Origin of the sequence: Curtobacterium sp. MCSS17_008 (assembly GCF_003234185.1) — a bacterium.
Classification (GTDB): domain Bacteria; phylum Actinomycetota; class Actinomycetes; order Actinomycetales; family Microbacteriaceae; genus Curtobacterium.
This window is the reverse complement of the sequence record NZ_QKSM01000017.1, coordinates 40298-52714: the sequence shown is the minus strand read 5'-3', so window position 1 is coordinate 52714 and position 12417 is coordinate 40298. Positions and strand designations below refer to the sequence as shown.

The 12417-nt window shown below is 71.3% G+C and carries 9 protein-coding genes; 7 read left to right on the top strand and 2 right to left on the bottom strand.

Annotated elements, in window-relative coordinates; all coding sequences use genetic code 11:
* The first annotated feature begins 268 nt into the window (after positions 1-268).
* The 3 genes from DEJ23_RS13895 to DEJ23_RS13885 all read left to right on the top strand — a co-directional run bounded on the left by DEJ23_RS13895 (position 269) and on the right by DEJ23_RS13885 (position 2941).
* The gene (locus tag DEJ23_RS13895; RefSeq protein WP_111228060.1) at positions 269-454 is read left to right on the top strand and encodes a hypothetical protein; all 186 of its coding nucleotides are present in this window, start codon (positions 269-271) and stop codon (positions 452-454) included.
* A gap of 280 nt (positions 455-734) precedes the next feature.
* A complete protein-coding gene (locus DEJ23_RS13890) occupies positions 735-1943 on the top strand; it encodes a glycoside hydrolase family 76 protein (RefSeq protein WP_111240826.1) in 1209 nt (402 codons plus the stop codon).
* Entirely contained in the window at positions 1940-2941 is a 1002-nt protein-coding gene (locus tag DEJ23_RS13885; protein ID WP_220034236.1) for an ROK family protein, read from the top strand. The genes DEJ23_RS13890 and DEJ23_RS13885 overlap by 4 nt, the downstream gene beginning before the upstream one ends.
* Before the next feature lie 67 nt (positions 2942-3008).
* Here the strand turns inward: DEJ23_RS13885 and DEJ23_RS13880 are convergent, their stop codons facing one another.
* Together DEJ23_RS13880 and DEJ23_RS13875 are read right to left on the bottom strand one after the other, a co-directional pair.
* Positions 3009-4790 (bottom strand): class I mannose-6-phosphate isomerase, encoded by a 1782-nt coding sequence (locus DEJ23_RS13880; protein ID WP_111240824.1) that lies wholly within the window; start codon positions 4788-4790, stop codon positions 3009-3011.
* 155 nt (positions 4791-4945) lie between these two features.
* Positions 4946-6028 carry a LacI family DNA-binding transcriptional regulator gene (locus DEJ23_RS13875; RefSeq protein ID WP_111240823.1) on the bottom strand — a complete coding sequence of 361 codons (1083 nt, stop codon included), beginning with the start codon at positions 6026-6028 and terminating at the stop codon, positions 4946-4948.
* A gap of 126 nt (positions 6029-6154) precedes the next feature.
* On the opposite strand from DEJ23_RS13875, the gene DEJ23_RS13870 reads away from it, so the two are divergent.
* The 4 genes from DEJ23_RS13870 (at position 6155) to DEJ23_RS13855 (ending at position 12411) form a co-directional block, all read left to right on the top strand.
* Complete coding sequence (locus DEJ23_RS13870) at positions 6155-7426, top strand: ABC transporter substrate-binding protein (protein WP_181429275.1); 1272 nt, start codon at positions 6155-6157, stop codon at positions 7424-7426.
* A complete protein-coding gene (locus tag DEJ23_RS13865; RefSeq protein WP_111240821.1) occupies positions 7423-8364 on the top strand; it encodes a carbohydrate ABC transporter permease in 942 nt (313 codons plus the stop codon). The genes DEJ23_RS13870 and DEJ23_RS13865 overlap by 4 nt, the downstream gene beginning before the upstream one ends.
* A gap of 13 nt (positions 8365-8377) precedes the next feature.
* Complete coding sequence (locus tag DEJ23_RS13860) at positions 8378-9196, top strand: carbohydrate ABC transporter permease (RefSeq protein WP_111240820.1); 819 nt, start codon at positions 8378-8380, stop codon at positions 9194-9196.
* Between the two features lie 65 nt (positions 9197-9261).
* Positions 9262-12411: a glycoside hydrolase family 38 C-terminal domain-containing protein gene (locus DEJ23_RS13855; protein ID WP_111240819.1), complete on the top strand. Its 3150-nt coding sequence runs from the start codon at positions 9262-9264 to the stop codon at positions 12409-12411.
* Positions 12412-12417: the final 6 nt, after the last annotated feature.

The following is a 12417-nucleotide window of genomic DNA, read 5'->3' as shown; positions in this document are numbered from 1 at the left end:
CCGAACACACCCCGGAAAGGGGTGGAGAACCAGCAACCTGCGGCTGGTGAGCGCTTCCGGGTGTCTCCCGGTCGATGCAAGGGATTCGACACCCACCACCGAACGGTTTGGACGAGTTCAGCGTCGTTATCATTCTGTGACAAACCCGGGGGACGGGCTGCTCCCGGGGCCGCATCCACGGCGAGCGACAGCGCAGTGGGCGCCACGCGTGACGGGGGACGCCGCTGGCCGGACGGTGATTGAGCCGGACCCGCGTAGCGTCCGCCGCATGAGTGACCAGCAGAACCAGAACAGCCCGACCGACGGCTCCACGGACGCCCCCGAGAGCGAGTTCCAGCGCACCGAGGACCTGCCCGATGGCTCGTCCACCGGCAACGCGACCGAGGACCCGCAGCAGGACAGCGACGTCGACTCGGGCGGCGAGCCCGAGTCCCCGGACAACGAGCAGGTCTGACGAGGACTGCGGCCGCGCGCCCGCTCGTGCGGCCGTCCGTGGGGAGAGGGTCCCGGCACCGGGACCCTCTCCCCACGCTCACGTCAGCGAGGCGTCCGCATGCCGCCGGGGCAGTACCGAGAACGGCGCGTGCGGTTCCGCACTGGTACCAGGAGGCGACGGTGCCGACGACGTCCGACCGCTCGGACAGGCCGTGGTCCCATCGGGTCACGGCGTGCGTCGGCGGGACGAAGTGGGCGAACTGGGTTATGGTAACGATACCAACTCAAAGGAGAGTGCCATGACAACGACCAGGACCAGGCGCACCGTGCAGGTGCTCGCCGCCACGATCGCCCTCGGCGTCGGGGTGACGGCAGCCCCACAGACGGCGCTGGCCGCGAGCGCCGCCCCGGACCCCGTCTGGCAGCAACGTGCGAGCGCCACCTACGACGCGATGCAGGACCACCTGTACACGGGGGCCGCCGGCCACGGTCTCTACCGCGAGAACACCGACACGACCGTCGGGAACCCGTACTCGTTCCTCTGGGAGTACCGCGAGGCGACCCAGGCGGCCCTCGACCTGCAGGGGATGGACGCCGTCGGCCCCGCCTGGGCGAACGCCGCCGTGGCGCGCGTGGACGGTTTCGAGCGGTACCACGCCGTCCGACCGGGCGGCCGCGCCGGGTACGAGTCGTACCTCCCGGCCCCGATCGGGACCGGCGGCGACGTCTACTACGACGACAACGCCGTGGTCGGGCTCTCGCTGGTCAGCCAGTACCAGGCGACCTCCGACCCGGGGTACCTCGACCGGGCACGTGGTGCCTTCGACATCGCCGTGCGCGGCTGGAACCCGGACACCACGCTGACCTGCCCCGGCGGCTCGGACTGGATCGACCGACCGGACAACACCACCCGTGCCGCGAACGTCACCGGTCTGTCCGCGCAGCTCGCCGCCCACCTGTACGAGGAGACCGGAGAGTCGTCCTACCTGCGCTGGAGCACGAAGCTGTACTCCTGGAACAACCGCTGCCTCAAGGAGTCCGCGGGCCTGTACCGGAACAGCATCGCCGACGACGGCACGGTCGACCCGACCCTCTGGACGTACAACTCGGGTGCGATGATCGGCACGGCCACCATCCTGTTCCGCACGACGGAGGACCCGAAGTACCTGCAGCAGGCGTCCAACGCGGCCCGGGCATCCCTCCGGTACTGGACCGCCGAGAACCGCCTGCAGCAGCAGCCCGCGGTGTTCAACGCCTTCTACTTCAAGGACCTGCTCCTGCTCGACTCCGTCCAGCACGACCCTGCGTACCGCGCCGCGCTCGAGCAGTACGCGACCGTCACCTGGCGTGACAACCGCGATGCCGCGACGGGGCTGTTCCACTTCCAGCCGAGCGGTGGCGGCGACCCCGCGTGGGACCGCCCGGCCGCGACGCTGGACCAGGCCGCGATGGTGCAGCTGTTCGCCGTCCTCGGATGGTCCTCCGACCGGTTCGGCGAGGTCGCTTGACCACGCAGCGCAGCACCGGACGGGCTCCCGTCGGCGTCGTGGACGTCGGCGGGAGCCACGTCACGGCGGCGGCACTCGACCCGGCGGCACTCGGTCCGGCAGCACTCGATCCGTCGGCACGCGTTCCGTCGGCGCGGGCGGCCGCGCCGGGAGCCGGACTGGAGGCACGGCACCCGTGGACGGAGCACGCTGCGGTCGTCGACCCGCACGCTCCGCTCGACGTCCTCCTGGAGCAGCTCACCGCACCGGCCCGGGCGGTCGTCGACGGGCTTGCCGACAGCGCGCCGCCGCGCGGCTGGTCCGTCGCGATGCCCGGGCCGTTCGACTACGCCGCCGGGTCCGGCTCGTTCGAGGGCGTCGACAAGTTCGCATCCCTGTCGGGCGTCGACCTGCGCGGTGCGTTCGCCGACCGGCTCGGGGTCGCCCCGCAGGCCGTCCGGTTCTGCAACGACGCGGTGGCCTACGGCATCGGCGAGTGGGCGGCCGGCGCCGGACGACGAGCCGAGCGGGTGGTCTGCCTGACGCTGGGGACCGGCGTCGGGTCGGCGTTCCTGCAGGGAGGCGCCGAGGTCGACTCCGGCCCCCTGGTGCCGCCGCACGGCGAGGTGCACCGGTTGACGATCGACGGCCGTCCGCTCGAGCAGACGATGTCCTCGCCGGCGCTGCGGGACGCCCACCGCGAGCGCTCCGGCGAGGACCGGTCCGTCGAGGAGGTCTGCGCCCTGGCACGGGCCGGCGACGGGGCAGCCGCGGAGGTCCTGGAAGCGGCACTGGGGGCGCTCGGCGCCGCACTGGCCACCTGGGTCGACCGGTTCGACGCCGAGGTGGTCGTGGTCGGCGGGTCGATCGCCCGCTCGTGGGACGTGGTCGCGCCGCCGTTCCGTGCCGGCCTCACGTCGGCGGGCGTCGCGGTCGCCGTCGTGCCCGCGCTGCTCGGTTCCTCGGCGCCGCTGGTCGGTGCCGCCGTCGCGTGGGACGGCGGGAACGCCGCGCGCTGACACCGAGCCCGATGCACGAGGCCGTCGCCCCCACCGGGCGACGGCCTCGTGGCGTCGGTACCGCGGATCAGTCGCTGAGACCGGTGCCGCGCACCGACGCCTTCACCGTCCCGAGCCGCTGCCCCTCGCCGCGCCCCCACGGGCGGATCGTGTAGCGACCGACGCTCGCCGGCACGATGAACGTCTCGGCGTAGTGCACGACGAACGGGTCGAACGCACCGTCCGGGCTCTCGACGACGGCCTCGGCCCCATCGACCAGGTTGAGGACGTTGACGGTGCCGTCCGTGTCGTGCGGCACGACGCCCTCGAACCAGTGCCGCCGGACCTCGATGAACTCGAGCTCGTGCAGGCCGGTGCGCTCCTCGACCCAACCGTCCCCACGGGCCACCTCGGTCACCTGGTCGACGAGCTCGTCGCGCGCGAAGTCGGTCCTGCGGTCCCACTGGATGTTCGCGAAGGCGTGGTCCAGGTGCACGGGGCGCGGGATGCCGTCGAGGCCGACCCGACCCCAGTCCCACATCTTGAAGGTGAAGATGTAGGGGGTCGCCGAGATCTCGAGCACCATCGAGTCGGCACCGGAGCAGTGGACGGTCCCCGCCGGGATGAGGAAGTGGTCGTGCTTCGCCGCAGGGAAGGTGTTGACGAACTCCTCGGCGGCGAACGGGGCACCGCCACTCGCCGCCGTCCGGAGCGCGGTCTGCATCGCCTCGGGGTCCGCGTCGTCGCGGAGGCCCAGGTACACCACCGCGTCGTCCTTCGCGTCGAGCAGGTAGTAGCTCTCGTCCTGCGTGTACGGCATGCCGAACACGTTCTGCATGTAGTCGGTCAGGGGGTGGACCTGCAGCGAGAGGTTGCCGCCCGCCATCGTGTCGAGGAAGTCGAAGCGGATCGGGAACTCGGCGCCGAACCGGGCGTACGTCTTCCGACCGAGCAGCTCACGGGGGTGGCGGAGCACCAGGTCGAGGGCCGGCAGTTCGACCACGGTCTCGCCGATGCGGAACAGCAGGCTGTTCTCCTCGGGCACGCAGTCGAAGCACCACGCGTAGTTGTCGGCGTCCCCGACCTCGAGGACCTCCTTCATCCACTGGCCACCCCAGACCCCGGGGTCGAAGAAGGGCACCACCCGGAACGGGCGACGGCTGGCCGTCTCCAGGCCCTGCGTGAAGGTCCGGCCCTCGACGAGCTTGGCGTCGACCATGGAACCGTTCGCGTCGAGCAGCAGGTCGATCCGGTCGAACAGCGTGCGCTTGTGCCGGTCAGCCACCCGCCACTCGACGAAGTAGCCGCGCTTGACCTTCCGCAACTGGTCCTCGTCGGCGTTGTCCGCGCGCCAGTTCGGCGCACCGGCGCGCTGCCGCCGCTGGATCTCCCAGCGCGCCAGGTCGGCGAGCACCACGGTGTCGAACTCCACGGGCACGAGCGTCGCGCCCCAGCCGTAGACCACGACCGACCCCTCGGCGCCGCGGATGCGGTCGGCCACGGCGCCGAGGCGCTCGGCGTCGTAGAAGTCGGCGAGCACCTGGTGCCCCAGGACCCCGAAGACGCGGTCGTCGGTCAGGTTGGCGGCGATGCGCTCCTCGATGGCCTGGTTCGGCAGGGCTGCGGCGTCCTCGACGTCGATCAGGACGGCGTCCGGCGCGACGGCCGCGAGCTCGCGCCGGAGCCCCTCGAGGTCGCTCCCGGGGTAGGTGTCCACGGCGAGCGTCCTCGCTCCGGGGCCGGCCACCAGCGATGCGAGGTGCTCCCACGCGGCTTTCCCCACCCAGACCGGGTGCCCGGGTGGCAGGTCGATCGTCGGCGCCTTGTCGTACTGGCCGGCGGACACCCCGGGCGGCAGGAAGGTGGACATGGGACCCCTTTCGAGTTGATAACGTTACCAAACGTCGGGCAACTCTAACCCCGCCGTCGCCGTGCGCCGCAACCTCCAGCGCGGAGCAGGGCTCGGGACCGGTGGCCGGCCGTCGCAACTGAGGACGACCGGAACCACAGTGACCAGCCGGAGCCTCAGTGACCGACCGTGGCGTCGTGGTGGACGAGGTGCACCGGCAGCTCGACCAGACGCGCCCCTTCCCCACCAGCGGACCCGTCGAGCCGCGACAGGAGCATCCGCGCGGCGACGCGGCCGAGCTCGGCGGGGTCGTGGTCGACCACGGACAGCGGGAACGGTGCCATGTCGGCGAAGTCGAACGAGTCGAACAGGGACAGGCGCGGCGGCGTCGCGACCACGCCCTCGGCCGTGGCCTTCGCGATCGCCCGGATCGCGCCCGTGCTGATCCGGTTGTTGGCGGCGAAGACCGCGCTGGGTGGCTCCGCCCTGCCGAGCAGGTCGCGCATCGCGACCTCCGCGGCCTCGGTGTCCTGCAGGCCGAGCACCACGAGGCTCTCGTCGGGCTCGGAGCCGTGGTCCGCGAAGGCGTCGCGGAACCCCCGCAGGCGTCGCTGCCCGGTGGAGACGGTGACCTTGTTGCCGAGGAAGGCGATCCGGCGGTGCCCCGCCTCGAGCATGAGCGACGTGGCCTCGTGCGCACCGTGCACGTCGTCGATGAGGACCGCGTCGGCCGCCACCCCCGCGACCGTCCGCGACGCGAGCACCAGCGGGACGTCGTTGAGCCGGGCGGTCGTGAACCGCTCGGCGTCCTGGCCGACCGGCACGACGACGAGGCCCTCCACCTGTCGACCGAGGAAGTCCGAGAGCAACTGGCGTTCGAGGTCGGCGTCCTCGTTCGTGGTCGCGACCAGGATGCGCCGCCCCGTCGCCGCCACGACCTGCTCGATGCCCTGCACCACACCCGCGTAGTACGGGTTGCCGATGTTCGTGATGAGCACGCCGACCAGGCCCGAGCGCTGCCCGGGTCGGAGGCTGCGCGCGTTCTCGTTGCGGTGGTACCCGAGTTCGGCGATGACCTTCTCGACGTGCTCGCGCAGCGCGGGCCGGACGTTCTTCCCCCCGGACAGCACCCGGGAGACCGTCATCGGACTGACCTCGGCCGCGCGGGCGATGTCCTTGACCGTCATGGTGGGCTTCCGGACCGTCGGACCCCTGCCGCTCGCAGAGCCGACGGGGTCCTGGTCTCCGGCTGGCTCCATGTGTCCTTTGTACCGGACCGCCCCCTTGCCATCGAACCCGGGGTGTGTATGCTCTGCTTGGTAACGTTATCAATTCACTGGCGAATGGAACGAACGATGCCCGACCCGATCTTCCGAGGGCCCGCCGTGACCCGACGCTCCGCGCTCGCACTCGGCGGCGGTGGGCTCCTGGCGATGGCCCTGGCGTCCTGCGCGCGCGGCTCCGACACCAGGCCCTCCGCCCCGGGCACCGTCACCCTCAACAGCGACAACCCCACCTGGGGCCCCGGGTACGCGGCTGCCTCGGCGGTGCTCGACGAGCGCATCGGCTACCGGATCACGTCCCGTTCGGTCGCGAGCGTCGCGAACTACGGGCAGATCATCCGGATGACGGCCCAGACCGACAGCACGACCGACCTGATCAAGTGGACGAACGGCTACCGGCTGCAGGACATCGCCCGCGCCGACATCCTCACCGACCTCGACCCCGTCTGGGACGCCGTCATCGAGCGCGGCTGGGTCGACCCGGCGCAGCGCGAGTCGTTCAGCTACCGCGGCAGGACGTACGGGGTCCCCCTCTACAAGAGCTACTACGCCGTCTTCTACAGCAAGAAGGCCTTCGCCGAGCACGGCATCGAGGTCCCGACCACCTTCGACGGCGTCATGGACGCCGCCCAGACGCTCAAGGACGCCGGCATCACACCGTTCCTGTCGCCGGGCGCCACCACGTGGGAGGCGGAGATCTGGTTCATGCAGCTCCTCGCCTCGATCGACCCGGACTACTACAAGGCGGTGACGACGAACGAGGCGAGCTACCGCGAGGACCCCGCGGTGCAGGCGATGGACCTGTGGTCGGGGATGTACGCGGACGGGTTCTTCTCGGCACCGGACGTCACCTCGAACGACCTGCCCGGCCTGGTCGGGAAGGGCCAGTTCGGCATGATGCTCTACGGCACGTGGTTCGCGAACACCCTGCTCGCCGCCGGGCTCGCCGATGACGACATCGGGTTCTTCCGGGTCCCACCGCGCGGCTCGACGGAACCGGCGATCGTCGTCGAGAGCGGCTCGCTCTCCGTCCCCGTCAAGGCGCACCGGCACGACGCGGCCGTCGCGGTCGCCGAGAACTGGCTCGCCACCGACGTGCAGACCGCCTGGGTCGGGTTCCTCGGCGACACGAGCCCGAACCCGGAGGCGCTCCCCGAGTCCGACCTGGTGAAGGACCTCGCGAGGGACATCGCCGACACCGGGCCGACGGAGCTCACCCGCTACTGGGAGGCCTCGCCGACGCCGCTCGTCGAGGGCAACGTCGCCGACCTCGGCGCCTTCATGGTGAACCCGTCGAAGGCCAACGGCGCCGCCACCCTCCGTTCGATGGAGGACCGTGCCCGGACCGAGTGGAAGATCTGGAACGCCGCATGACCCTCACACAGCCACCCGTCCCGGAGACAGCGGTCGACCCGAGCACGCGGTCACGCCCCGCCGTGGACCACCGGCCCACACCGCTGCGTGCGCGTCTGACCGGCGGCGCGTTCCTCGCCCCGGCGGTCGTGCTCGTCGTGCTCCTGCTCGTCGTGCCGTTCGTCTTCACCATCTACCGCAGCTTCTTCGACGACAACGGGTTCACCCGCAGCTGGGTCGGGCTCGAGAACTACCGGGCGATGTTCGCCGACCCGGCGTTCGGGCAGTCCGTGCTCAACACCTTCATGTGGGTGGTCGGGACACTCCTCCTGCCCGTCGGCATCGGGCTCGCGATCGCGGTCGGCACCTGGAAGCTGCGACTCGGCGGCCTCGCCCGCTTCGCGATCGTCCTGCCCTACGCGATCTCCGGCTCCGCCACCGCGGTCGTCTGGACGTTCATGCTCACCACCGACGGCGGACTCGACACCCTGCTCCGGCAGCTCGGACTCGACCCGCTGGTCTCGCAGTGGCTGCTGCAGTGGCCGCTCAACACCGTGATGATGATCATCGCGACGACGTGGCAGGCCACCGGCGCGTGCGTGATCCTGTTCCTCGTCGGCCTGCAGTCGATCCCGTCGAACACCCTCGAGGCGGCGCAGATCGACGGTGCCTCCGGCTGGCGGCTGTTCTGGGCGGTGACGTTCCCGCAGCTGCGGCCGATGACGGTCGTCGTGGTCGGGATCTCGATCGTCGGCAGCCTCAAGGTGTTCGACCAGGTGCTGCTCCTGACGAACGGCGGTCCCGGCACCGCGTCCGAGACGCTCGCGCTCACCATGTACCGCGAGACCTTCACCCTGTCGCGGTACGGCTCCGGCGCCGCGGTCGCGGTCTTCCTCACCGTCGTGGTGGTCGTCGCCTCGTACGCGTACCTCCGCCGTCAACTCCGTCCGTCCCAGTAGCAGGAGCCGACCGATGACCAAGACCTCCCGCCGCGTCCTCGCCGTCGTGCTGACCGTCGTGTCGCTGATCTGGCTGATCCCCTCGTACCTGCTCGTCGTCAACGCATTCACCGCGGGCGCCGACTACTCCGGGACGCCGTCCTGGTGGCCGACCTCGTGGTCGCTGTTCGACAACATCGTGATCGCGTTCCAGAACGCCAACGTCGGCCGGGGCATGGTGAACAGCCTCGTGTACTCGGTCGTCGGGGCCGGCGCCGCCGTGCTCATCGCCGCGCTCGCCTCGTTCGCGGTGACGATCATGCCGGTGAAACGCCCGACCTTCTGGTTCTGGGTGATCTACATCGGCACGATCCTGCCGCTGCAGGCGTTCCTGTCCCCCCTGTTCACCGGGTACGCCGCCGCGTCGCTGTTCGACACGCAGTACGGCATGCTGCTCGTCTACATCGCACTGACGATCCCGTTCGCGTTCTTCGTCGTCCGCGGGCACATGTCCGGACTGCCGACCGAGGTCCGCGAAGCCGCCTCGCTCGACGGTGCCGGGTGGATCCGGATGTTCTTCCAGGTCCACCTGCCGCTGTCGACGAGTGCGCTCCTGGCGGCGTTCGTCTTCCAGTTCACGTGGATCTGGAACGACCTGCTGTTCGGGTTGACGCTCTCGTCGAGTCCGAACATCCGACCCGTCATGGCGACGCTCGCGGACCTGACCGGCAACTACTCCACCTACGGCCCGCCCGTCGCCCTGGCCGGTGCCCTGGTCGCGTCGCTGCCGACGATCATCGTGTTCTTCGCCTTCCAGCGGTTCTTCGCACGCGGGCTGAACCCCACCGCCTGACCCTCCCGGCGCGCCCCGAGCCTCCCGACCGTCCCCGTCCAGCCCCACACCGAAGAGGACATCCCATGACCACCGAACCCGCCCTCGTCTCCGCGCAGCCCTGGTCGCACCTGGAGGCCCGCGCCGGCCTCCTCGACCGCGCCACCGCCGCCATCGCGTCGATCGGTGGCACCCGGGTCCGCGTGCTCCCTGAGCCACTGCAGACCGAGCGCCACGGCCAGTCCGTGCAGAGCGTCCGCCTGCTCTTCGACGACGCCGAGGCGGCTGCTGCCGCCGGAGTCGTGACCCTCACCGACGGCGAGGGGGACCTGGTCGTGGGCCGCGCTGCGGCACCCGACGACGTCTCGGTCCGCCTGCTCGTCCGCAGCGTGCAAGCACCGACGGACGTCACGCTCGCGATGCCGGACTCCGGTAGCGAGACCGTGTTCTTCACCCTGCTGCCGCAGCGACCGTGGTCGGTGCACATCGTGCACCACTCGCACTTCGACTTCGGCTACACCGACCCGCAGACCACCGTGATCTCGTCGCAGCGGTCCTACCTGGACTCCGCAGTCGAGCTCGCCGCAGCGACACGTGAGTGGCCGGAGGCGTCCCGCTTCCGCTGGAACGTCGAGGCGCTCTGGGCGTTCGCCGACTGGGAGCGGCACCGCCCCGCCGCCAAGGTCGAGGAGTTCGTGCGCCTGGTGCAGGAGGGCTCGATCGGGCTCAGCGCGATGCCGTACAACCTGCACACCGACACGTGCTCGACCGAGGAGCTGCACGAGCTGCTCCGCGAGGCCCGGCGCATCCGCGATCGGTACGGCATCGACTTCACCACCGCCATGCAGACCGACGTCCCCGGGCAGGTGGCGGGCCTGCCGGACGCGCTGCACGAGGTCGGCGTCCGCTACCTCGCCGTCGCGCACAACTGGGCCGGTCGCTCGATGCCGCACCAGAACGGCGCACTCGACCTGCCGCGCATGTTCCGCTGGCGCACCCCGGCCGGCAACGAGGTCGTCGTGTGGATGACCGACAGCCCGCACGGCCTGGCCTACATGGAGGGCCCGATGGTCGGGCTCACCGAGTCGTACGAGACGGCCGAGACCTACCTGCCCGCCTACCTGACCGCGCTCGCGACCCGCGGGTACCCGTTCCCGCCCGGGGTCTTCGGCGCCCACGGCGAGGAGGCCGAGGGCCGACCGGGTTACCCGTGGGACGTCCTGCACCTGCGCACGCAGGGCTTCATGGGCGACAACGGTCCCGCGCGGCTGCACCTGTCCGAGATCGTCCGTCGCTGGAACGAGACCTGGACGTCGCCCACACTGCGCGTCTCGACGAACGAGGACTTCTTCGCCGAGGCCGAGGCCCGTCACGGCGACGACCTGGTCACCGTCGAGGGCGACTGGGGCGACTGGTGGGTGGAGGGCGTCGGCTCCGCCGCAGTTCCGCTCGCCCTCGCCCGCGAGGCCCAGGCGACGGTGAGCGACGCCCGCTCCTTCAGCCAGGCGGCCGCGTGGCTCGGTGGCCAGGCCGTGCCGACGGAACGCGCCGACGCGGATGCTGCCTGGGACGCGATCTCGATGTTCAACGAGCACACCTGGGGTGCGAGCAACTCGTGGACCCACGGCGACGAGGGCTACGACTCCGGCGAGCGCCAGTGGCAGTGGAAGGTCGCGCAGGCCCTCACGGGACACCAGCGCGGCCGCGACCTCGAGGAGCACGCCCTGGTCTACCTGGCGGATGCCGTGTCCGCGCCGGAGGACGCCCTGACGTCGATCGTCGTCGCGAACGCGTCCGGCGCGACCAGGACCGGTGTCGTACGGTTCCTGCTCAAGGAGTCGTCGGTGCCGCTCGACGCGCACGTGGTGCTGCGGGACGGCCGCACCGGGCAGGAGCTCGCGGTGGTCGAGGAAGCGCAGTCGAACGTCCTGCACCGCGAGTCCGGGCGGTGGGTGAGCGCGCAGCTCGTCGACGTCCCCGCGTTCGGCTTCGTCCGGCTCGACGTGCTGCCCGGTCGGGTCGCCCCCGAGCCGCCACGGCACCACGACGCCCTCGGCACCCCGCTGGCCGACCTGTTCACGCTGCAGAACGAGTACCTCCGGGTGGCCGTCGACCCGCAGACGTCGACGATCCGCTCCGTCGTCGAGCTGGCGACCGGACGCGAGGTCGTCGAGCAGCACGCCCCGGCCGGCTTCAACGCGTACGTCTACGACGAGTACGGGTCATCGGGCGCCGGGGTGAACCACCTGGCGAACAAGCTCTGGAGCTCGGACCGGCTCGAACTGCTCGCCTCGCGCACCACGGGTGGCCCGGCGGTCTTGGTCGAGCGGGTGTCCGACGCCGTCGAGGAGCGCCTGGTCTACCGGTTCGCGGCGGTCGGCGTCGACGCCGTGACGGTCACGCTCCGCCTCCGGGTGGGGGAACCGCGGCTGCGCATCGCGAACCGGCTCGAGAAGCCGGTCACGCGGACGAAGGAGAGCGCGTTCTTCGCCTTCCCCTTCGCGGCGGACGACCCCGTGGTCCGCTACGAGGTCTCGGGTGGCGTGACCGGTGACGGCCTGGCGCACGTCCCCGGGGCGCCGCAGCACATGCGCGCCATCCGCAACTGGGTCAGCCTGGAGGACCGTGACGACGCCGTCGTGTGGGTCACCAAGGACGCGCCCCTGGTCCACCCCGGCACCATCTCACTGCCGTACGCCCCGTTCCCGGCGAGCACGAGCCCGGCACGCGCGGCCACGGTCTACTCGTGGCTCCACAACAACGTGTGGGACACGAACTTCCCGATCGAGCAGGGCTTCACCGCCACGTTCGAGTACGCGGTCGGCGTGCGCGCCGCGGCCGGTCAGGCGGTCGAGGCCGTCGCGCTGCAGACCACCGCCGACCTGGTCCGGCCGCTCGCCGCCGTGCCCGCCGCAGGACGTGGCGACGACGACACGGCGAGCGCGGAGCTGCTGGCGCTCGACGACGACCGCGTGCGGCTCGTGTCGGTCGTCGCCGGGGACGACGACCGGCAGTCCGTCGTCCGGCTGCAGTCGGTCACCGAGGAGCCGGTCACGCTCCGGCTGCGGTTCGGGATCGACGTCGCCGCGGCCGAGCGGACGACGTACCTCGGCGACCCGGTCGACGAGCTGGTCGAGGTCGGCGTGGACGGGCACGTGACGGTCCGGCTCCGGCCCTACGAGGCCGCGGCGGTGCGGGTCACCCGTACGGAGGGGACGGAGCGCACCCGGGCCTGACAAGCT

Coding starts and splice junctions, on each gene's coding strand:
- DEJ23_RS13875 (WP_111240823.1), bottom strand. CDS start 6,028: ATGGAGCCAGCCGGAGACCAGGACCCCGTCGGCTCTGCGAGCGGCAGG.
- DEJ23_RS13895 (WP_111228060.1), top strand. CDS start 269: ATGAGTGACCAGCAGAACCAGAACAGCCCGACCGACGGCTCCACGGAC.
- DEJ23_RS13890 (WP_111240826.1), top strand. CDS start 735: ATGACAACGACCAGGACCAGGCGCACCGTGCAGGTGCTCGCCGCCACG.
- DEJ23_RS13865 (WP_111240821.1), top strand. CDS start 7,423: ATGACCCTCACACAGCCACCCGTCCCGGAGACAGCGGTCGACCCGAGC.
- DEJ23_RS13880 (WP_111240824.1), bottom strand. CDS start 4,790: ATGTCCACCTTCCTGCCGCCCGGGGTGTCCGCCGGCCAGTACGACAAG.
- DEJ23_RS13860 (WP_111240820.1), top strand. CDS start 8,378: ATGACCAAGACCTCCCGCCGCGTCCTCGCCGTCGTGCTGACCGTCGTG.
- DEJ23_RS13855 (WP_111240819.1), top strand. CDS start 9,262: ATGACCACCGAACCCGCCCTCGTCTCCGCGCAGCCCTGGTCGCACCTG.